Source organism: Streptomyces sp. NPDC090994, from assembly GCF_044768905.1.
Lineage (GTDB): Bacteria > Actinomycetota > Actinomycetes > Streptomycetales > Streptomycetaceae > Streptomyces.
This window is the reverse complement of sequence record NZ_JBIVWS010000044.1, coordinates 1-23721: the sequence shown is the minus strand read 5'-3', so window position 1 is coordinate 23721 and position 23721 is coordinate 1. Positions and strand designations below refer to the sequence as shown.

General features: G+C 74.7%; 4 protein-coding genes. All 4 read right to left on the bottom strand.

Annotated elements, in window-relative coordinates:
* The coding region (locus tag ACIQR3_RS37810; RefSeq protein ID WP_403546064.1) for a beta-ketoacyl synthase N-terminal-like domain-containing protein at positions 1–874 on the bottom strand (874 nt) is incomplete at its 3' end.
* A gap of 18 nt (positions 875–892) precedes the next feature.
* Entirely contained in the window at positions 893–6385 is a 5493-nt protein-coding gene (locus tag ACIQR3_RS37805; protein ID WP_403546066.1) for a type I polyketide synthase, read from the bottom strand.
* Positions 6386–6543: 158 nt separating this feature from the next.
* The gene (locus ACIQR3_RS37800; RefSeq protein WP_403546062.1) at positions 6544–13206 is read right to left on the bottom strand and encodes an SDR family NAD(P)-dependent oxidoreductase; all 6663 of its coding nucleotides are present in this window, start codon (positions 13204–13206) and stop codon (positions 6544–6546) included.
* A 28-nt stretch (positions 13207–13234) separates the two neighbouring features.
* Positions 13235–23602: a type I polyketide synthase gene (locus ACIQR3_RS37795; protein WP_403546060.1), complete on the bottom strand. Its 10368-nt coding sequence runs from the start codon at positions 23600–23602 to the stop codon at positions 13235–13237.
* Positions 23603–23721 lie beyond the last annotated feature (119 nt).

Below are 23721 nucleotides of genomic sequence, written 5' to 3'. Positions count from 1 at the left end.
GTACCCGGTGCCCCAGCCGTTCCGCGTCCGACAGGCGCTCCAGGACCAGTACGCCCACGCCCTCGGCCCAGCCCGTGCCGTCCGCCGCCGCGGCGTACGCCTTGCAACGGCCGTCCTCGGCCATGCCGCGCTGCCGGGAGAATCCGACGAAGACGCTGGGCGTCGACATGACGGTGGCGCCGCCCGCCAGGGCCATGGAACACTCGCCCGACCGGAGGGCCTGGGCGGCCAGGTGCAGGCACACCAGGGAGGACGAGCACGCCGTGTCGATGGTCATGGCGGGGCCCTCGAAGCCGAGTGCGTACGACACCCGGCCGGTGAGCACGCTCGCCGAGCTGCCCGTCATCAGGTAGCCCTCGACGCCGTCGGGAACCGCGTCGACACCGGTGGCGTAATCCTGGTTGAGGGTGCCGAAGTAGACGCCGACGTTCTTGCCGCGCAGGGCGGTCGGGTCGATGCCGGCCCGCTCGAACGCCTCCCAGGACGTCTCCAGGAGCAGCCGCTGCTGCGGGTCCATCGCCAGGGCCTCGCGCGGGGAGATGCCGAAGAAACCCGCGTCGAAGTCGCCCGCGTCGCGCAGGAAACCGCCCTCGCGGACGTAACTGGTGCCGGCGTGGTCGGGGTCCGGGTCGAAGAGGTGGTCCAGGTCCCAGTCGCGGTCCTCGGGGAAGGCGCCGACGGCGTCGCCACCGGCCGCCACCAGGTTCCACAGGTCCTCGGGTGACGTCACGCCGCCCGGCAGCCGGCAGGCCATGCCGACGATGGCGACGGGTTCCGTGCGCGCGGCCTCCATCTGGTCGAGCCGCTGCCGGGTCTCGTGCAGGTCGGCGGTCACCCGCTTGAGATACCGGACCAGTTTCTCGTCATTGTCCACCGGGGGTCACCTTCCTCTTCACTCGTGGGCGCGGCTGGGGTCCGACGGGTCGCCGATCCCGAACTCCTCGTCGATGAAGGCCAGGACGTCGTCGACCGACGCGGCGTCGAGCGTCGTCTGGATGCTGTCGGTGCCGCCGGCGGGTCCGGGGGCGACGGTGCTGAGCCGGGCCGCCAGCACCCGGAGCCGGGCGGCGGCGACGGTGTCCTTGGCCCGGTCGGCCGGGCGGGCCGCCACCAGGTCCTCCAGCCGTGCCAGCTCGGCCAGCAGAGGGTCCTCGGTGGTGCCTGTGTCCAGCAGGGTGTTCAGGTGGCCGGCGAGTGTCACGGGTGTCGGGAAGTCGAAGGCGAAGGTGGCGGGGAGGCGCAGCCCGGTGCGGGCGAGGAGCCGGTCGCGCAGTTCGATCACCGTGAGCGAGTCGAAGCCGACGTCGGTGAAGGCCGCCCCGTGGCCGATGCGGCCGGCGGAGGTGTGACCGAGGACGTGGGCCGCTTCCTGCCGGACCAGGTCGAGCAGGATCGCCTGCCGGTCGGCCGCGCCCACGCCGGCCAGCCGGGTGCTGAGCGCGTCCGCTCCGTCGGCCGGTGCCCGCCTGACCCGCTGCCGCCCGCGCCGGGGCTGGGGGACCAGACCGCGCAGCAGCGGGGGGACCGGTCCGTCGGCGGCCTGGGCGCGCAGGGCGCCCACGTCCAGCTTCATGGGGAGCAGTACCGGTGTGCCGCCGCGCAGTGCGGCGTCGAACAGCTCCATGCCCTCGGCCGCCGACAGCGGTGTCATGCCGTCGCGGGCGAGCCTGCGGTGGTCGGTGGCGTCGAGTCCGGCCGTCATGCCGGCGTCCTGGGCCCACATGCCCCAGCCGAGGGAGACCGCCGGGAGTCCCCGGGCGGCGCGGTGCTGTGCCAGGGCGTCCAGGTAGGCGTTGGCGGCGGCGTAGTTGCCCTGCCCCGAGCTGCCGAAGGTGCCGGCCGCGGAGGAGAAGAGGATGAAGGCGGAGAGGTCCAGACCGGCGGTCAGTTCGTGGAGGTGGCGGGCGCCGTCCGCCTTCGGGCGCAGCACCGTGTCCATACGGTCCGGTGTCAGCGCCGTCAGTACGCCGTCGTCCAGTACGCCGGCCGTGTGCACCACCGCCGTCAGCGGCGCGTCGGCCGGCACCCCGGCCAGCAGACCGGCCACGGCTTCCCGGTCCCCGACATCGCAGGCGAGCACGTCGACGCGAGCCCCGGCCGCCTCCAGTTCCGCCGCCAGTTCGGCCACGCCGGGCGCCTCGGGTCCGCTCCTGCCGGCCAGGACGAGGCGGCGCGCTCCGTGCGTCCGCACCAGGTGCCGGGCCACCACCGCCCCGAGCGACCCCGTGCCGCCCGTGACCAGCACCGTGCCGTCGCCGATCGGCGTGCCGCCGGTCACGGGTGCCTCACCCGGAGTCTCGGCGGGCACGAGCCGGCGCAGGAAGCACTGTCCCTCGCGGATCGCGGCCTGTGTCTCGTCGGCGGCGAACAGGGCGGGTACGAGCGTGCTCAGTGCCGTGCGCGAGGACGGCGCGTCGTCGATGTCGACCAGGGCGACGCGTCCGGCGTTCTCCGACTGCGCGGTCCCGGCCAGACCCCACAGGGCGCCGAGCGCGGGGTCGACGTCCTCTCCCGGGGCCACGGCCACCGCGCCCCTGGTGATGACGGCCAGCCGCGTGCCGTCCAGGGCCGGTTCGGCCGACCATGCCTGGACGACGGCCAGCAGGCGGCCGGTCAGGTCGCGCAGGGCGCCGGGTTCCGTCAGCTCGACCGTCAGCGTGCCGGTGAGGCCGCCGCCGCGTGCGGCCAGTGCGCGGACCTCCGCCGCCGTACCGACCGGCACCGTCACGGACTCCGTGACGTGGTCCGGGGCGGACGGTGACGGCGGCGTCGTCTCCTCCCAGTCCGGGCGCAGCAGGTGCTCGGCGGCCCGGCCGCCGGCGAACCGCGCGGGCTCGACCGGGCGGGACACCATCGAGCCCACGGTCGCGACGGGGGCGCCGGTCCCGTCGGCCAGGTGCAGGGTCATGCTGTCCCCGCCGGTCGCGACCACCCGTACCCGCACGGCCGTGGCACCCGTGGCGTGCAGGGTGACGTCGCGCCACACGTAGGGCAGTGCCGGGTGCGCGCCGCTACGGTCGGCGCGGTGCTGGAAGTCGGCCGCGTGCAGGGCGGCGTCGAGGAGCGCCGGGTGCAGTCCGAAGGCCGCCGCCCGGTCCTCGTGGTCGTCGGGCAGGGCCACCTCGGCGTACACCGCGCCGTCCGCGCGCCAGGCGGCCCGGACCCCCTGGAACACGGGCCCGTACCGGTACCCGGCCTGCTCCAGACCGTCGTACAGTGCCGCCACCTCCGCCGGGTCCACGGCGACGGCGCCCACTGGCGGCCACACCGACAAAGCCACCGCCTCCGGTGTCGTCTCCGACGCGGACACCGGACGCAGCGTCCCGGAGACGTGGCGGACCCAGGCGGCGCCCGCGTCCTCGGCCCGCGAGTGCATCCGTACCGTGCGCCGGCCGTCCTCCCCGGCCGCCCCCACGCTCACCCGCAGCCGCACCCCGGTGCCCTCGGCCAGCGGCAGCGGTGTCTCCATGACCAGTTCCTCGACCACGCCGCAGCCGACCTCGTCACCGGCCCGCACGGCCAGTTCCACGAAGGCCGCACCGGGCAGCAGTACCGCCCCGGCCGCGACGTGGTCGGCCAGCCAGGGATGGGTGGCCAGGGACAGCCGGGACGTGAACAGCACCTCCTCCGACTCCGGTACCTCCACCACCGCGCCCAGCAACGGGTGACCGGTCTCCTCCAGGCCCGCCGCCGTCACGTCACCGGCCGCCGCGCCGTCCGCCGTCAGCCAGTAGGTCTCCCGCTGGAACCGGTAGGTCGGCAGGTCGGCCGGGCCGGCGTCCGTCCGGCCCAGCAGCGCGGACCGGTCGACCGATACGCCCCGGGTGTGGCAGACGGCCAGTGCCGTGAGGACGGAGCGCACCTCGTCGGTGTCGCGGCGTAGTGCGGGGATGAGGGTGGTGTCACTGCCGGGGTCCAGGTTCTCGCGGGCCATGGCGGTAAGGGTGCCGTCGGGGCCGAGTTCGAGGTAGGTGGTCACGCCGTATGCGGCCAGGGTTTGGATGCCGTCGGCGAAGCGTACGGTCGTGCGTGCGTGGTGGGCCCAGTAGGCGGGGGTGCACAGGGTTTGGGGGTCGGCGAGTTGGCCGGTGGTGTTGGAGAGGAGGGGGAGGGTGGGGGTGTGGTAGGTGAGGTCTTCCAGTGCGCGTTCGAATTCGGCCAGCATGGGTTCCATGCGGGTGGAGTGGAAGGCGTGGGAGACGGCGAGGCGTCGGGTGCGTATGCCTTGTGCGGCGAGTTGTTGTGCTGCTTTGAGTACGGGTTCTTCGTCGCCGGAGAGGACGGTGGAGGTGGGGCTGTTGACTGCTGCGATGTCCACGCCGGGGTGCGGGGGGATGTGGTGTTCGGGGGCGGCGACGGCGATCATGGTGCCGCCTTCGGGCAGTGCTTGCATCAGGCGTCCGCGGGTGGTGACGAGTGTTGCCGCGTCTTCCAGCGAGAGCACGCCTGCGATGTGTGCGGCTGTGATCTCGCCGATGGAGTGTCCGCCGACGATGTCGGGTGTGATGCCCCAGGAGGCTATGAGTCGGTAGAGGGCGACTTCTACGGCGAAGAGTGCGGCTTGGGTGTGGATGGTCTGGTTGAGGCGGTCGGGGTCGTCACCGAAGACGATGTCGTGGACGTTTCCGCCGAGGGCGTCGCATGCTTCGTCGAACGCTTCGCGGTAGGTGGGGAATGCTTCGTACAGTTCACGTCCCATGCCGAGCCGTTGGGAGCCCTGGCCGGTGAACAGTACGGCCAGCCGTCCGCGTGTGGCTGTGCCTGTCACGACGCCGGGTGCTGTTTCGCCTCGTGCCAGTGCGTCCAGGCCGGTCAGTGCCTCGTTGCGGTCGCCGGCGAGGATCACCGCGCGGTCCGGCAGCGCGGCCCGGCCCAGGGCCAGCGCGGCACCCAGCTCGGGAAGGTCCAGCTCCGCGTGGGCCCCGGCGTGGTCCCGTATCTGCTGTGCCTGCGCCCGCAGGGCTGCCGTGCCGTGTCCGGAGAGGAGCAACGGCATCACGGGGAGGGCGGCCGGGCCGGGGGGCCGGGCCGGCTCCTGTTCCGGGGCCTGTTCCAGGATGACGTGGGCGTTGGTGCCGCTGACGCCGAAGCCGGAGACGCCCGCCCGGCGTGGACGGCCGGCCTGCGGCCACTCCCGTTCCTCCGTCAGCAGTTCCACCGCGCCGGCCGACCAGTCGACCTGCGGGGTGGGGGCGTCGATGTGCAGGGTGCGCGGCAGGATTCCGTGCTGGAGGGCCAGTACGGTCTTGATGACGCCCGCGACGCCCGCGGCGCCCTGGGTGTGTCCGATGTTCGACTTCAGCGAGCCCAGCCACAGCGGCCGGTCCGCGGGGCGGCCCTGTCCGTAGGTGGCCAGCAGGGCCTGCGCCTCGATGGGGTCGCCGAGGGCCGTGCCCGTGCCGTGTGCCTCCACCGCGTCGACGTCGGACGCGGTGAGGCGGGCGTCGGCCAGAGCCTGGCGGATGACGCGCTGCTGGGAAGGGCCGTTGGGGGCGGTGAGGCCGTTGGAGGCGCCGTCCTGGTTGACCGCGCTGCCGCGCACCACCGCCAGCACGCGGTGGCCCAGGCGCTGGGCGTCCGACAGCCGTTCGAGGAGCAGGACGCCCGCGCCCTCGGCGAAGATCGTGCCGTCCGCGGCGGCGGCGAACGCCTTGCAGCGGGCGTCGGCGGCGAGGCCGCGCTGCCGGGAGAAACCGATGTAGGCGCGGGGGGTGCCGAGGACGGTGACACCTGCGGCGAGGGCCATGGAACAGTCACCCGCGCGCAGGGCCCGCGCCGCGAGGTGGAGGGCCACCAGGGAGGCTGAGCAGGCGGTGTCGACGGTGACGGCGGGGCCCTCGAAGCCGAAGGTGTAGGAGATCCGGCCGGACAGCACGCTGCCCGCCCCGGAGGTCATCAGGTAGCTTTCCAACTCCTCCGTGAGTCCGGTGAGTTCGCTGCCGTAGTCGCTGCCCGCGAAACCGGCGAAGACCCCGACGTCCCTGCCGCGCCACGCGGTCGGGTCGATGCCCGCGCGTTCGAAGGTCTCCCAGGACAGTTCGAGCAGGAGGCGCTGCTGCGGGTCCATGGTGACCGCTTCGCGCGGGGAGATGCCGAAGAAGGCGGCGTCGAAGTCGCCCGCATCGTGCAGGAAGCCGCCCTCGCGGACGTAACTGGTGCCGTGGTGGTCGGGGTCGGGGTGGAAGAGGCCGGCCAGGTCCCAGCCGCGGTCCTCGGGGAAGGGCGTGATGCCGTCGTGGCCGCGGCGCACCAGGTCCCACAGTTCCTCGGGGGAGGTGACGCCGCCCGGGAGGCGGCAGGCCATCGCCACGATGGCGATCGGCTCGGACCGCTCGGCCTCCAGTTCGCGGACCCGCTGCTGGGAACGGCGGGCGTCCGCCAGCACGCGCTTGAGGTAGTCGCGCAGCTTCCCGTCATCTGCCATGAGAGTTCGCTCCTGGTGGAAACGCGTCGGAGGTCTGGAGGTCGCGGTCGGTCAGGTGGTCAGGCAGGTGGGTGTCAGGTGGTCAGGCAGGTGGTGTCAGGTGGTCAGGCAAATGGGTGTCAGGTGGTGCCGAACTCCCGGTCGATCAGGTCGAACATGTCCTCGTCGGTCGCGGTGTCCACGTCGAACTCCTCGATAGCGGTGCCGTCACCGGTACCGGTGTGGGCCGGGTCCGCGGCCGTCCGCCACTGCTCGACGAGCGCGTTCAGGCGGGTCAGGACGGTGGCGTGGGTCGACGCGTCGGGGCTGGTCCCGGCCAGCGTCGCGGCCACGGCGTCGAGTTCGGTCAGCAGCAGCTCGGCCGGGTCGGCCTCCTGGCCCAGCTCGGCGAGGAGGAAGCGGGCCAGGGCGGTGGGTGCGGGGTGGTCGAAGACGAGGGTGGCGGGCAGCCGGGTGCCGGCCCGGCGGGAGAGGCGGTTGCGCAGCTCGACCGCGGTGAGCGAGTCGAAGCCGATCTCCTTGAAGGGCTGGTGGGGGTCGATGGCGTCGGCGGAGGAGTGGCCGAGGACGGCGGCGGCCTCCTGCTGGACCAGGTCGAGCAGGATCTTCTCCCGCTGTCCCGCGGTCGCCCTGGCGAGCCGGCCAGCCAGGTCGTCGGTGTCCGCCGCCGTGTTGTCGACGGCCCGGCGCGGGGCCCGGACCAGGGAGGCGAGCAGCGCGGGCAGGGTGCCAGTGCCGGCCAGGCCGCGCAGGGCGGCGAAGTCCATGCGGGCGGGCACCAGGACGGCGGCGGGGGTGCGCAGGGCGGCGTCGAACAGCTCCATGCCCTCGGGCACGGACAGGGCGAGCATGCCCCCCTTGGCCATGCGCCGCTGGTCGGTGTCGTCGAGGTGGGCGCTCATGTCGGTGACCTGGCCCCACAGCCCCCAGGCGAGGGAGGTGGCGGGCAGCCCGGAGGCGTGCCGGTGACGGGCGAGCGCGTCGAGGAAGGCGTTGGCGGCGGAGTAGTTGCCCTGGCCCGGGGAGTCGAAGGTGCCGGCTCCGGAGGAGAAGAGGACGAAGGCGCTCAGCGGCAGCGCGGCCGTCAGCTCGTGCAGGTTGAGCGCGGCGTCCACCTTGGGCCGGAACGTCGCGGCCAGCCGCTCCGGTGTCAGGGCGGTGATCACACCGTCGTCCAGGAGTCCGGCGGCGTGCACCACGGCGGTCAGCGGGGCGTCCGGCGGGATCGAGGCGATCAGGGCGGCCGCCGCGGCCCGGTCGGCGACGTCGCAGGCGACGGTGCGGACGGTGGCGGCGCCCAGGGCGCGCAGCTCGTCCTCCAGCTCGGGCACGCCGTCGGCGGCCCGGCCGCGCCGCCCGGCCAGGACGACGTGGCGCACACCGTGCTCGGTGACCATGCGCCGGGCCACCAGGCGGCCCAGGGTGCCCGTGCCGCCGGTGATCAGCACGGTGCCGTCGGGGTCGAGGGGGCGGGGCAGGGTGAAGACGTTCTTGCCGGTGTGCCGGCCCTGGCTCATGAACCGGAAGGCGACCGGGGCCTCCCGTACGTCCCAGGTGTGCAGCGGAAGGGGACGCAGGACACCCTGCTCGAAGAGGGCGGCCAGGTCCCGCAGCATCTCCCCGATACGGTCGTCGCCCGCCTCGTGGAGGGAGAACGCCCGGTAGGCGACGCCGGGATGGGCGGCCGCCACCTCGGAGGGGTCGCGCAGGTCGCTCTTGCCCATCTCCAGGAAGCGCCCGCCGCGCGGCAGCAGCCGCAGGGAGGCGTCGACCAGGTCACCGGCCAGCGAGTCCAGGACGATGTCGGCGCCACGGCCCCGCGTGACGTCGAGGAAGCGGCGTTCGAACTCCGTGGTGCGGGAGCCGGCGATGCGGTCGGCGGGGACACCGGTGGCGCGCACGGTGTCCCACTTGGCGGGGGACGCGGTGGCGAGGACGTCGGCGCCCCAGTGCCGGGCCAGCTGCACGGCGGCCATGCCGACCCCGCCGGCGGCGGCGTGCACGAGGACCGTCTCGCCCGCGCGCAGCCCGGCCAGGTCGCGCAGACCGTAGTAAGCGGTGAGGAAGGCCATCGGTACGGAGGCGGCCTGCTGGAAGGTCCAGCCGTCCGGGATCCTGGTGACGGTGCGCTGGTCGGCGACGGCGAGCGGGCCGACGGCATCGGGGAACAGGCCCATCACCCGGTCGCCGACGGCGAGTTCGGTGACGCCGGGGCCGGTTTCGGTGACGACGCCCGCGCCCTCGTTGCCGAGAGTGGCGTCGACCTTGTTCATGCCGAGCGCGACCAGGACGTCCAGGAAGTTCAGGCCCGCGGCCCGTACCTCGACGCGGACCTGTCCGGCGGCGAGCGGTGCGAGCGCGGCGGGGGAGGGGCGCAGCGCCAGTCCTTCCAGGGTGCCGTCGCTGCCGGGTTCCAGCCGCCACGCCGCCGTGTCCGAGGGGGCGGTGAGCGCGCCGGTGGTGTCGGCGCGGGTGAGCCGGCGGGCGAAGCGGACGCCGTCGCGCAGGGCGAGCTGGGGTTCGGTGCCGGTGAGGACGGCGGGCAGCAGGGCGCGGGACGCCTGGGCACCGTCGGTGTCCACGAGGGTGATCCGGTCGGGGTTCTCGGCCTGCGCGGACCGCAGTAGACCGAGGGCGGCCGCGGCGGCGAGGTCGGTGAGTTCACGGTCGTGATGCACGGCGACCGCGCCGTGGGTGAGGACCAGCAGCCGGGTGTCGTCCAGTTCGGGCGCGGCCAGCCAGGTCTGGAGCAGGGCGAGGACCCGGCCGGTGACGTCACGGACGGCGTCGGCGCTCAGCCCGTCGGCCACCGCTTCCAGTTCGAGGAGCAGCGTCTCGGGGATGCCCAGGTCGGCGGTCTCGGCGAGTTCCCGGATGTCCTCGGCGGTCACCACCGGCACGGGGTGCGGCGCGTCCTCGACGGGGCCGGGCGCGGGCAGTTCGTCCCAGCCGACGCGGAACAGACGGTCGCGGACGGGGGCGGTACGGGCGGCGGACAGGTCCGTGGTGACCGGCCGGGACACCACCGAGCCGACGGTGGCGACGGGCGCGCCCGTGCCGTCCGCCAGGTGCAGGGCGACCTCGTCGGCGCCGTGCGGGGCGACGCGGACCCGCAGCGCGGTCGCCCCGGCGGCGTGCAGGGCGACGTCGCGGTAGGCGAAGGGCAGGGCGAGCACGGCGTCGGCACTGGCGTCGGCCGGGGCGCGGAAGGCGATGGCGTGCATGGCGGAGTCCAGCAGCACCGGGTGCAGTCCGAACCCGTCGGCGGACAGCCCTTGGTCCTCGGCGAGGGCGACCTCGGCGAACACCTCCTCGCCGCGCGTCCACACCGCGCGCAGGCCCCGGAACGCCGGCCCGTAGCCGTATCCGGCGGCGGCCATCTCCTCGTACGCCTCCGTCACCCGCTCCGGGTCCACCGGGACCGCACCGGCCGGCGGCCACGGGGCCAGGGCCTCCGGTGGGGTGCCGGCGGCCGGGGTCAGGAAGCCGCTGACGTGCCGGGTCCAGGCCGCGCCGGGGTCACCGTCCGCGGGGCGGGAGCGTACGGACAGCGGGCGGCGGCCCTGCTCGTCCGCCTCGCCGACGAGGACCTGTACGCGTACGCCGTCGCCCTCGGCCAGCGGCAGCGGCGCCTCGACGACCAGCTCCTCCAGGGTGGGGCAGCCCACCTCGTCCCCGGCGCGCACCGCCAGCTCCACGAAGGCCGCGCCGGGCAGCAGCACCGTGCCGCCCGCCGCGTGGTCGGCCAGCCAGGGGTGGGTGCGCAGCGACAGGCGGGAGGTGAACAGCACGGTGCCGGTGCCGGTGCCGGTGCCGGTGCCGGTGCTGGTTCCGGTTCCGGAGATCTCGGTGACCGCGCCGAGCAGCGGGTGCCCGGCCGGTGTCAGTCCGAGGCTCGCGGCGTCGCCGTGACCGTGGCCCTGGCCCGACTCCAGCCAGTAGTGCCGGTGCTGGAAGGCGTAGGTGGGCAGGTCGGCGACGGTCGGCAGTTCCGGGCGGTCGGTGTCCCCGGCGTCCCCGGCGTCCCCGGCGGCCCCGGCAGCCCCGGCGGCCGACCCGGCCGGGGCGGCCCCGTCGGAGTCCGCCGTACCGGCAAGGACCGCGGACCAGTCGACGGGCAGCCCGCCCACGTGTCCCTCCGCGAGCGAGGCCAGCATCCGGGGCGCGCCGCCCTCGCCGCGCCGCAGCGAGCCCACGGCGACCGCCTCGGCCCTGGCGTCCTCGAAGAGCTGCTGCAGGGCGGTGACCAGCACGGGATGGGCGCTGGACTCCACGAAGAACCCGAAGCCGTCGGCGAGCAGTTCGCGCACGGCGGCCTCGAAGTCCACCGGGCGGCGGGCGTTGCTGAACCAGTACTCGGCGTCCAGGCCGGCGGTGTCGAACACGCCGCCGGTGACCGTCGAGTAGAACGGAATGGCCGAGCGGCGCGGACGGACGTCGGCGAACATCGCGAGGATACGGTCGCGCAGCGGATCGACCTGGGCGCAGTGCGAGGCGACCGTGGAACCGACGACCCGGGCCCGCAGGCCGTCGGCCTCGCAGCCGGCCACGAACTCCGCGAGCGCCGCCTCCTCACCGGCGACCGCGGACGCGGCGGGCCCGTTGCGGCCGGCGACGGCCAGCCGCCCGTCCCACGCCGCGAGCCGCTTCTCCACCACGTCGGCGGAGGCCGCGACGGAGGCCACCGCGCCCTTGCCGACCAGCTCCTCCGCGAACAGGGCGCTGCGCAGCACGACGATACGGGCCGCCTCCTGAAGCGTCAGCGCCCCGGCGACGTACGCCGCCGCGATCTCCCCCTGGCTGTGGCCGACCACCGCCGCCGGTGCCACCCCGGCCGCCGTCCACACCGCGGCCAGCGACACGTGCACCGCGAACAGCGCGGGCTGGAGCACCTCGATGCGCTCCATGGAGGGCGCCGACGCGACGCCCCGTACGACGTCGGTGACGGACCAGTCGAGGTGGCGGCGCAGCGCCTCGTCGCACTCGGCGAACCGGGCGGCGAACACGGGGGAGGAGTCGAGGAGTTCGGCCGCCATGCCGGGCCACTGCGAGCCCTGGCCGGGGAAGACGAAGACGGTGTGCCCGGTGGCCGGGCCGCCGTCGCCCCGCACCACCTCGGGCGCCGGGGTGTTCTCGGCCAGCGCTGCCAGGCCGCGCAACGCGGCGTCCCGGTCGGCGGCCAGTACGACACCGCGCTGTTCCAGCGCCGCGCGCCCGGTGGCCAGCGCCCGGCCGAGGTCCGCCGGCGCCACGCCGGGACGGTCCGTCACGTACGACCGCAGTCGCTCGGCCTGGGCGCGCAGCGCGGCCTCGCCGCGCCCGGACACCAGCAGCGGTACGGGGGCACCGGTCAGGAGCGGTTTCCCGGTAACCGCCCTGTCCACGGGATCGGTGGCGGCCGGGGCCTCCTCCAGGATCACGTGGGCGTTGGTGCCGCTGATGCCGAAGCCGGACACGGCGGCCCGGCGCGGCCGTCCCGTCCGCGGCCACGCCCGCTCCTCGGTCAGCAGCTCCACGGCCCCCGCCGACCAGTCCACCTGCGGTGTCGGCGCGTCCACGTGCAGGGTGCGCGGCAGGACGCCGTGCCGCATCGCCATCACCATCTTGATGACTCCGGCCGCCCCGGCGGCGGCCTGCGTGTGCCCGATGTTCGACTTGACCGACCCCAGCCACAGCGGCCGTTCCCGGCCTTGGCCGTAGGTGGCCAGCAGCGCCTGCGCCTCGATGGGGTCGCCGAGCGCCGTACCGGTGCCGTGTGCCTCCACCACGTCCACGTCGGCGGCGGTCAGCCGGGCGTTGTGCAGCGCCCGCCGGATGACCCGCCGCTGCGACGGGCCGTTCGGCGCCGTCAGTCCGTTCGACGCGCCGTCCTGGTTGACCGCCGAGCCGCGGACCACCGCGAGCACCGGATGGCCCGCCTCCACCGCGTCGGACAGCCGCTCCAGGAGCAGTACCCCGGCGCCCTCGGCGAACCCGGTGCCGTCCGCCGCCGCCGCGAACGCCTTGCACCGGCCGTCGGGGGCGAGCCCGCGCTGCCGCGAGAAGCCGACGAACGCGTCGGATTCCGCCATCACCGTCACCCCGCCGGCCAGCGCCAGCGAGCACTCACCCGCGCGTAGCGCCTGCGCCGCCAGGTGCAGGGTGACCAGCGACGACGAGCACGCCGTGTCCACGGTCACCGCCGGCCCCTCGAAGCCCAGCACGTACGACACCCGGCCCGACAGCACACTGCCCGCCCCGCCCGTGAGGAGGAAGCCCGCGAGTTCGTCGGGGACCTCGGGCAGCCCGGCGCCGTAGTCGTGGAAGGCGATACCGGAGTACACGCCGACGTCCTTGCCGCGCAGGCTCGTCGGATCGAGGCCCGCCCGCTCCAGCACCTCCCAGGACAGCTCCAGCATGATCCGCTGCTGCGGGTCCATCGCCACGGCCTCGCGCGGCGAGATGCCGAAGAAACCCGCGTCGAACATCCCGGCGTCGTGCAGGAAGCCGCCCTCACTGGCGTAGCTGGTGCCGGGGTGGTCGGGGTCGGGGTGGAACAGGTTGTCCAGGTCCCAGCCGCGGTCGGCCGGGAACCCGGTGATGCCGTCGCCCCCGCGGGACACCAGCTCCCACAGCTCCTCGGGCGAGGACACCCCGCCCGGCAGGCGGCAGGCCATGCCGACGACGGCGACGGGCGCGGTGGTGGCCGCGACCGCCTTGTCGTACTCGTGCTTCAGCCGGGCGTTGTCCCTCAGCGAGGCGCGCAGCGCTTCGACGATCTGTTCACTCTGGCCGCTGCTCATGGCTGCTCCCACCGTGTCGAGTGCGCGATCACAACCGGTTCCCGTCCAGCGCTCGTTGGACCAGCCCGGCGACGTCCATCGCGTTGATCAGGTCGAGTTCCTCGGCGGCGGCCGAGGCCGCAGCCGTGGCGGACGGCGACTGCCCGCCGCCGTCCGGTCCGTCCGGTCCGTCCGTGCCGGCCGCCCGGGCGAGCTGCCGCAGCGCGTCCAGCAGCCCGGCCTCCCGGAACCGGCTGACCGGAACCGAGGCCAGCACCCGGCGCAGCTCTTGCTCGTCCGCCTCGCTCAGCTCCTCGTCGGCCGCGTCCGCGAGCAGTTCGGTGCGCAGGTGCTCCACCAGCGCGGCGGGCGTGGGGTAGTCGAAGACCAGGGTGGCGGGCAGCTTGGTGCCCAGGGCGGCGCCGAGGGTGTTGCGCAGGTTGACCGCGGCGAGCGAGTCGAACCCCATCTCCTGGAAGGCGCGCCCCGGCTTCACGGCCTCGGCGCCGCTGTGTCCCAGCGCGAGTGCCGTGTGCTCGCGGACCGCCTTCATCAGCGCGCGTTCCCGCTCGGCGTCGGAGGCGGCGGCGAGCTGCCGCAGGAACTCCGAGGCCGACTCGTCGCCGGAATCGTCCGTCGCCGCCAGACCGTCGAGGATCTCCCGTACGCCCGGCAGGTCGCCGATCAGCGGGCTCGGCCGCAGCGAGGTGAAGGCGGGCACGAACGCCGCCCAGTCGACGTCCACCACGGCCACCCGCGTGTCGTCGCCCCGCACCGCGAGCGTGAGCGCCGCCATCGCCTCCTCGGGCGCCATCGGCAGCACACCACGCCGGCGCAACTGCTCCCGCGCGGCGGCGTCGGACGCCACACCGAACCCGTCGATCACGCCCCAGGCCACCGAGGTGGCCGTCAGCCCCCGCGCCCGCCGCCGTTCGATCAGCGCGTCGAGCTGGGCGTTGGCGGCACCGATGAGCCCCTGCCCACCGCCGCCCCACACACTGGCGACGGAGGAGAAGACGACGAACAGGTCCAGGTCCCGTCCGCTCAGCAGCGCGTCGAGGTGCCACAACCCGTCGACCTTGGCCGCCAGCGTCTCCGCCAGTTCCTCGGCGGTGGTGACGTCCGCCTGGGCGACGCGCGCGAGGTCGGCGGTGTGCACGACGCCGGAGAGTCCGGCGGCGGGCCCGGAGAGCAGCCGCGCGAGCGCCTCCCGGTCGCCGAGGTCCACCTGACGGACGGTGACCTCCGTGCCGTACGCGCTCAGCTCGTCGCACACCTCCCGCACCCGCGGCGCCTCCGGGTCCGACGCGACGGTCAGCACCAGGTGCCCGGCACCGGCCTCCGCGAGCCAGCGGGCGGCGTGCCGGCCGAGGCCCTCGGTGCCGCCGGTGACCAGCACGGTGCCCCGTGGCCGCCACTCCGGCCCCGCCGTCGCACCCGGGAGCAGCGGACGGCCGCTCATCCTGCGCACCAGCGCGCCCGTGGGCCGGACCGCGAACTGGTCCTCACCGTCCGGGGCGGCCAGCACCCCGAGCAGGGTGCGGGCGGCCCGCTCGTCGAACACCTCGGGCAGATCGACCAACCCGCCCCAGCGGTCCGGCTGTTCCAGCGCCACGGCGAGCCCGAGCCCCCACACGGCCGCCTGCTCGGGGGCGTCGATGCCGTCCGTGCCACCGACGGCGACCGCGCCCCGGGTGGCGCAGTACAACCGGTGCCCCGAGCCCAGGTCGCCGAGGGCCTGCACCAGCGCCAGGGTCGCCGCGACGCCCTCGGTGAACGTGGCACCGCCCGGCCGCGGACGCCGGTCGAGGGCGAGCAGCGACAGGACGCCGCCGACGTCGTCCACTCCCGCCAGCGCGCCCCGCAGCGTCTCGGCCAGCCCGCCCCGGTCGGCGGCGGCCCCGGCCCGTACGACGACGGTGCGCAGCCCCTGCCGGTCCAGCGCCGGCACGACCCGCTCGGCGTACTCCTCGGCACCGCCGCCGTCCGGCAGCACGACCAGCCAGGTGCCGGACGGCACCCCGGACGCGGCGCCGGGCAGCGGCTTCCACCGCACCTCGTAGCGCAGCCGGTCCGCCGCGGCCCGCTCGTCACGCCGACGCCGCCACGCCGACAGCACGCCCAGCGCCCCGCCGACGGCATCCAGCTCCGCACCGTCCCGCACCCCCAGCGCCTCACCCACGGACCCGAGGTCCTCGCGCTCGACGGCATCCCAGAAACGGGCGTCGGCGCCATCGGCGGCACCGGGGCCCCCTTCGCCGGTCAGCCAGTAATGCGCGCGCTGGAAGGCGTACGTAGGCAACTCGGGAAGGTGAACGGGCGGGAGGGACACGCCGAGGTCGACGGGGATGCCGGCGATGTGGAGTTGGGCGAGGGCGGAGGTGAGGGTGCGGGTTTCGTCGGTGTCGCGGCGCAGTGCGGGGACGAGGGTGGTGTCGGTGTCGTGGTCCAGGTTCTCGCGGGCCATGGCGGTGAGGGTGCTGTCGGGGCCGAGTTCGAGGTAGGTGGTGACGCCGTGGTCGGCGAGTGTCTGGATGCCGTCGGCGAAGCGTACGGCTGTGCGTGCGTGGTGGGCCCAGTAGGCGGGGGTGCACAGCGTCTCGGGGTCGGCGAGTTGTCCGGTGGTGTTGGAGAGGAGGGGGAGGGTGGGGGTGTGGAAGGTCAGTCCTTCCAGTACGTGTTGGAACTCGGTCAGCATGGGTTCCATGCGGGCGGAGTGGAAGGCGTGGGAGACGGTGAGGCGTCGGGTGCGTATGCCTTGTGCGGCGAGTTCCTGTGCGGCTTTGAGTACGGGTTCTTCGTCGCCGGAGAGGACGGTGGAGGTGGGGCTGTTGACCGCTGCGATGTCCACTCCCGGCGTTGGGGGGATGTGGTGTTCGGGGGCGGCGACGGCGATCATGGCGCCGCCTTCGGGCAGTGCTTGCATCAGGCGTCCGCGGGTGGTGACGAGTGTTGCCGCGTCTTCCAGCGAGAGCACGCCTGCGATGTGTGCGGCTGTGATCTCGCCGATGGAGTGTCCGCCGACGATGTCGGGTGTGATGCCCCAGGAGGCCGTGAGCCGGTAGAGGGCGACTTCTACGGCGAACAGTGCGGCCTGTGTGTACATGGTCTGGTTGAGGCGGTCGGCGTCGTCACCGAAGACCACGTCGCGGACGTTTCCGCCGAGGGCCGTGCATGCCTCGTCGAACGCCTCGCGGTAGACGGGGAACGCTTCGTACAGCTCACGTCCCATGCCGACCCGCTGGGAGCCCTGGCCGGTGAACAGTACGGCCAGCCGTCCGCGCCGCACCGATCCGGAGTGCACGCCGACCGCTGTCTCGCCCCGGGCCACCGCGCCCAGGCCCGCCAGCGCCTCGTCCCGGTCACCGGCGACCACCACCGCCCGCTCCGGCAGCCCCGCCCGGCTCGCGGCCAGCGCGCCGCCCACTGCGGTGAGGTCCAGTTCGGGTCGCTGTCCCAGGTAGGACAGCAGCCGCTGTGCCTGCGCGCGCAGGGCCTCCTCGCCCCGGGCGGAGAGGGGGAGGAGCGTCAGAGCGCCGTCCGGGCGTGCCGTCGTGACCGGCGCTTCACCAGTTTCCGCGGCCTGCTCCAGGACGATGTGGGCGTTGGTGCCGCTGACGCCGAACGCGGAGACGCCCGCCCGGCGTGGACGGTCGGCCTGCGGCCACTCCCGCTCCTCCGTCAGCAGTTCCACCGCGCCGGCCGACCAGTCGACCTGCGGGGTGGGGGCGTCGACGTGCAGGGTGCGCGGCAGGATTCCGTGCTGGAGGGCCAGTACCGTCTTGATGACGCCGGCGACGCCCGCGGCGGCCTGGGCGTGTCCGATGTTGGACTTCAACGATCCGAGCAGCAGGGGGCGTTCGCGGTCCTGGCCGTAGGTGGCCAGGATTGCCTGGGCCTCGATGGGGTCGCCGAGGGCGGTGCCCGTGCCGTGTGCCTCCACCGCGTCGATGTCGGCGGGGGTCAGCCCGGCCTCCGCCAACGCCCGCCTGATCACGCGCTGTTGGGAGGGGCCGTTGGGGGCGGTGAGGCCGTTGGAGGCGCCGTCCTGGTTGACGGCGCTGCCGCGCAGCACCGCCAGCACCCGGTGACCCAGGCGTTCGGCGTCCGACAGCCGCTCGACCAGGACCACGCCCGCGCCCTCGGCCCATCCGGTGCCGTCCGCCGAGGCGGCGAAGGACTTGCAGCGGCCGTCCGCCGACAGGCCCCGCTGCCGGGAGAACTCCACGAACGCCTCGGGCCCGGCCATCACGGTCACGCCACCCGCGAGGGCCATCGTGCACTCACCGGAGCGCAGCGCCTGCGCCGCCAGGTGCAGCGCCACCAGCGACGACGAGCACGCCGTGTCGATGGTCACCGCGGGTCCCTCGAAGCCCAGCGCGTACGACACCCGGCCCGACAGCACACTGCCCGCCCCGCCGGTCATGAGGTACCCCTCGGAGCCGTCGGGGGCGGTGCGCAGGCGGCTGGTGTAGTCGTGGTTGACCATGCCGGCGAAGACACCGACGTCCTGGCCGCGCAGGGCGGTGGGATCGAGGCCGGCCCGCTCCAGTGCCTCCCAGGACGTTTCGAGGAGCAGCCGCTGCTGCGGGTCCATCGCCAGGGCCTCGCGCGGCGATATGCCGAAGAACTCCGCGTCGAACTCGCCCGCGTCGTAGAGGAAACCGCCGCGCCGCGTGTAGCTGGTGCCGGCGTGGTCGGGGTCCGGGTCGAAGAGCGCGTCCAGGTCCCAGCCGCGGTTCGTCGGGAACTCGCCGATGCCCTCCTCCCCGGCCCGCAGCAGCCGCCACAGGTCCTCGGGCGTGGTCACGCCACCCGGCAGCCGGCACGCCATGCCGACGATGGCGACCGGCTCGCCGGGATCGGCCGCCCGCCGGGCCGGGCCGTCGTGTCCGGCGGTGTCGTCGCCGCGCAGCCGGGCGCGCAGGAACGACGCGAGCGCGGCCGGTGTCGGGTGGTCGAACGCGAGCGTGGTGGGCAGGTCGGCACCGGTCAGGTCGTGCAGGCGGTTGCGGAGCCGGACCGCGTTCAAGGAGTCGAAGCCGAGGTCCTGAAACGGCCGTTCGGAATCGATCGCCGAGGCGTCGTCGTGTCCGAGCACGGCGGCGGCGCTGGTCAGCACCAGGTCAAGTGGTGTGTCGCCGACCGGTCCGGGCACCGGCTGCGGTACGGGTACGGGTACGGGTACGGGTGCCGGGTGGGCCGTCGGGTGCGGGGCGTCCGGCCAGTACCGGCGGTGCTGGAAGGCGTAGGTGGGCAGGTCGTCGACCGTGCGCTGCGGGGCCGTCGGGAGCAGGGCGGAGAAGTCCACGGGGACGCCGCGGACGTGCAGCCGGGCCAGCGCGGTGACGGCGCCGATCCGCTCGTCCTCGGCGTCGCGGTGCAGCGTGGGCACGAACATCGCCGGCTCGGCGCCGGGGCCGGACGCCTCCTGGGCCATCGCGGTGAGGACGCCGCCGGGGCCCAGTTCGAGGAAGGTGGTGACGTGTTGCGTGAGCAGCGCGCCGATGACGTCGTGGAAGCGGACGGTGCGGCGGACGTGCTCGACCCAGTAGTCCGGGGAGCACAGTTGCTCCGGGGTGGCCGGCTCGCCGGTGACGCCGGAGACGACGGGAATCGCCGGCAGCGAGTACGACAGCCCGGCGACGACCTCGCGGAACGCGTCGAGCATGCCGTCCATGTGCGGGGAGTGGAAGGCGTGGCTGACCCGGAGGTGCCTGGTGCGGTGGCCGCGGGCCGCGCACGCCTCGGCGACGGCCGTCACGGCGTCCCGGTCGCCGGAGACCACGACGGAGGCGGGCCCGTTGACCGCCGCGATGCCGACGGTGCCCGGCGCGTCGGCGAGCAGCGGCCGGACAGCGGACTCGGGGGCGTTGAGCGCGGCCATCGCCCCGCCCGGCAGGGCCTGCATCAGCCGTCCGCGTGCCGCCAGCAGCGTCGCGGCGTCCGGGAGGGACAGCACGCCCGCCACGTGTGCCGCCGTCACCTCGCCGACGGAGTGCCCGGCGAGCCGGTCGGGGCGGACGCCCCAGGACTCGTAGAGCCGGAACAGGGCGACTTCCACGGCGAACAGACCGGCCTGCGCGAACACCGTCCGCTCCAGCTCGGCCGGGTCGTCGCCGAACACCACGTCCCGCACGGACCGGATGACGTGCCCGGCGTCCAGCAGGTGCCGGTCCAGTTCGGCACAGGCGGCGTCGAAGGCGTCGCGGAAGACCGGGTAGTGCTCGTGCAGGCGGCGGCCCATGCCGGTGTACTGGCTGCCCTGGCCGGTGAAGAGCACCGCGAGCTTGCCGGGACGCGCCACTCCGCGGGCGTGCCGGGGGTGGCCGAAGGCGTCCAGACCGTCGAGCAGCGCGGTGCGTCCCGCGCCCACGACGACGGCACGGTGTTCGAACGCCGTCCGGGTGGAGAGCAGTGCGTGGGCGACGCCGGCGGGGTCGGCGTCCGGGTGCCGCCGGGCCCACTCCGCGAGCCGGTCCGCCTGCCCTGCCAGCGCCTCGGAACTGCGGGCCGAGAGGACCCAGGGGACGACGGCGGGCACGGCCGTGGGCGTGGGTGTGTCCTCCGTACTGGTCTTGGTGTCCGTGTCGGGTGCCTGTTCCACGATGACGTGGGCGTTGGTGCCGCTGACGCCGAACGCGGACACACCCGCCCGGCGCGGTCGCCCGGCCTCGGGCCACTCCCGCTCCTCCGTCAGCAGTTCCACCGCGCCCGCCGACCAGTCCACCTGCGGAGTGGGGGCGTCGACGTGCAACGTGCGCGGCAGGAGGCCGTGCCGGATGGCCATGACCGTCTTGATGACGCCGGCCACGCCCGCGGCGGCCTGCGCGTGCCCGATGTTGGACTTCACCGAGCCCAGCCACAGCGGCCGGTCCGCGGGCCGGTCCTGACCGTAGACGGCGAGGACGGCCTGCGCCTCGATGGGGTCGCCCAGCGCCGTGCCGGTGCCGTGCGCCTCTACCACGTCCACGTCGGCGCCGGTCAGCCCGGCGCTGCTCAGCGCCTGCCGGATGACACGCTGCTGGGAGGGGCCGTTGGGGGCGGTGAGGCCGTTGGACGCGCCGTCCTGGTTCACCGCGCTGCCGCTGACGAGGGCCAGCACCTGGTGACCGTTGCGCCGGGCGTCCGACAGCCGCTCCACGAGCAGCACGCCCACGCCCTCGGCCCACCCGGTGCCGTCCGCCGACGCGGCGAACGCCTTGCACCGGCCGTCGGCCGACAGGCCCCGCTGCCGGGAGAAGTCGACGAAGGCGTCCGGCGCGGCCATCACCGTGACCCCGCCGGCCAGCGCCATCGAGCACTCGCCCGCCCGCAGCGCCTGCACCGCCAGGTGCAGGGCCACCAGCGACGACGAGCACGCCGTGTCGACGGTCACCGCGGGCCCTTCGAGACCGAGGGTGTAGGCAACCCGGCCGGACAGCACGGCCGCGGAGATGCCGGTGATGCGGTGCCCCTCGACCTCCTCGGAGACCTCGCGCAGGCGCAGCGCGTAGTCCTGGGTGTTCATGCCGGTGAACACACCGATGTCGCGGCCCGCCAGGGTCGTCGGGTCGATGCCGGCCCGCTCGAACACCTCCCACGACGTCTCCAGGAGCAGCCGCTGCTGCGGGTCCATCGCCAGGGCCTCGCGCGGCGATATGCCGAAGAAGTCCGCGTCGAACCCTGCGGCGTCCGTCAGGAACGCACCGTGCCGGGCGTACGACGTGCCGGGGTGGTCGGGGTCGCCGTCGTAGAGCGCGGACAGGTCCCAGCCGCGGTCGTCCGGGAAGTCGCCGATCGCGTCACCGCCCTCGCTGATCAGCCGCCAGAAGTCCTCCGGGCTCTCCACGCCACCGGGGAAGCGGCAGCTCATCGCGACGATGGCGATGGGTTCGTCGGACGCCCCGCGCGGGGTGGCGGACGGTGCCGCGGAGGCGTCGGCATCCGCCAGGAGTTCCGCGAGCAGGTGCCGGGTGAGGGCGTCCGGGCTGGGGTGGTCGTAGAGCAGGGTGGCGGGGAGCCGGAGTCCGGTGTCCGCGGCGAGCCGGTTGCGCAGTTCCACGGAGGTCAGCGAGTCGAAGCCCGCCTCACGGAACGCCCGGCCGGCGGCGACGGCGTCGGCGGACGTGTGCCCGAGGACGTGCGCGGCACGGTTCCTGACCAGGTCGAGCAGCGTCTCGTGCCGCTCGTCGGGCGTCAGCGGCGCCAGCCGCCGTACGAGGTCGGTCCCGCTCCCAGCCGACCGGCCTGCGGCCCGGCGCCGGACCGGCGGCAGCAGCGCGCGCAGCAGGGGAGCGACCGGTCCGCCGTCGGGCTCGGCACGCAGCCGCCCGAGGTCGAGCCGGGCCGCCACCAGCGCCGGGACGGCACTGCGCAGACCGGCGTCGAACAGCGCGAGGCCGGTCTCCTCGTCCAGCGCCGCCATCCCGAACCGCCGGGAGTGCTGCCGCAGGTCGGAGTCGGTGAGGTGGGCGGTCAGCTCGCTGGTGGCCGCCCAGTGGCCCCAGGCGAGCGAGGTGGCGGGCAGCCCCGCCGCCCTGCGGCGCGCGGCCAGCGCGTCCAGGAAGGCGTTGGCGGCGGCGTAGTTGGCCTGCCCGGGGTTGCCGAGGACGCCCGCGGCCGAGGAGTACAGCACGAACGCCGCGAGGCCGGTGTCCCGGGTCAGCTCGTCCAGCAGCAGCGCCGCGTCCGCCTTGGGCCGCAGGACGGCGTCCAGCCGCTCCGGGGTGAGGGCGGTGACCACGCCGTCGTCCAGCACACCGGCGGTGTGGACGACCGCGGTGAGCGGTGCCTCGCCGGGGACCGACGCCAGCAGGCCGGCCAGCGCGGCACGGTCGGTGACGTCGCAGGCGACGGTGCGCACGGTGGCACCCAGCGCGCCGAGGTCGCGCTCCAGCTCGGGCACGCCGTCGGCACCGCCACCGCGCCGGCTGACCAGCAGCAGGTGGCGCACGCCGTGCTCGGCCACGAGATGCCGGGCGAGCAGGCGGCCCAGGGTGCCGGTGCCGCCGGTGATCAATACGGTGCCGTCGGGGTCGAGGGGTTCTACGGCGTCGACGGCACCGGCGGGGCAGGGCGGCTCCACGGCGTCGCTCGTGCTGTCGGATCCGGGTGACCCCACAGCGTCGACAGTGCCGTCGGGATCGAGCGGTCGAACTGCGCCGGCGTCCGTCGCCCGCACCAGCCTCGGTACGGTGGCCCGGCCGGCGGTGAGGGCGAACTGCGGCTCACCGGTGGCCACGGCGGCGGGCAGCAGCGCCTCGGAGGCGGCGTCCCCGTCCACGGCGGCCAGGACCAGCCGCTCCGGCGCCTCCGACTGCGCCGAGCGGACGAGCCCCCAGACAGCCGCGGTGACCGGGTCGCCGACGTCCCGCGTGACGACGACCAGCCGCGCATCTGTCACCGGCAGGGCAAGCCACGCCTGCACCCACGCCAGCGCCCGCGAGGTCAGCGCCCGCAATCCCCGAGCGGTGTCCGTCAGATCCACGCACACGTCACTCCGAGCGTCCGACGCCGACAGCTCATCGGGGTCGGCAACGGTGACCAGTCGCCGCGTCGGGTCCGCCACGGCCCCGACGGCAAGAGGCACCCAGTCGACGCGGAACAACGCGTCCAGCGGGTCCACGCCGCCCCGAGCAGCCGCCGACACCAGCTCGTCCACGCTGACCTCACGCGAGACGACCGACCCGAAGCTGCCGACCGTCCGGCCGGAGGCGTCCGCGAGTTCCAGCGCCGTACCGCCACTGCCGTCCGGAGCGATACGCGCCCGCACAGAGGTGGCCCCGGCCGCTGCCAGGGACACGGCACGGTAGGCGACGGACAGCACGGAGGTGCCGCCGTCGGCCCGGCCCACGGCTTCGAGCAGCGCGGGATGCAGCGCGAACCGCTCGGCATCGTCCCGCTGCTCCTCGTCCACCTCGGCCTCGGCGAACACCTCCTCGCCACGCCGCCACGCCGCACGCAGCTCCGGCACCGCCGGATCCACCTCGACGGGCACCGCCCCGGCCGGCGGCCAGACCGACAGGTCGATGCCGGGGACGGCGTCCGGACGGCCGGCCAGGGTGCCGGTGGCGTGCCGGGTCCAGTCGGGGGCGCCCTGACGCCGGGAGCGGACGGTCAGCCGGCGCCGGCCGGAGCCGTCCGCCGCGCCGACGGCCACCTGGAGCCGCACGCCCGGACCCTCCGCGAGCACGAGCGGCGTCTCGATCAGCAGTTCCTCGACGACACCGCAGTCCACCTCGTCCCCGGCACGCACCGCCATCTCCAGGAACGCCGCCCCGGGCACCACCGCGACTCCGTGCACCGTGTGTTCGGCCAGCCAGGGGTGGCTGCTCGACGACAGCCGGGCGGTGAACAACACCCCGCCCTCGTCGGGCAGTTCGACCCAGGCATCCAGCAGGGGATGCCGGGCATCCATGAGCCCGGCGGCGGCCACGGCACCTGCGGAAGGGACGCTCCGGAGCCAGTAGTGCTGGTGTTGGAAGGGGTAGGTGGGGAGGTTCCAGGCGGTGTGTGGGGGTGTTTCGGTGTTGTGGCCGAGGTGGGTGGTCCAGT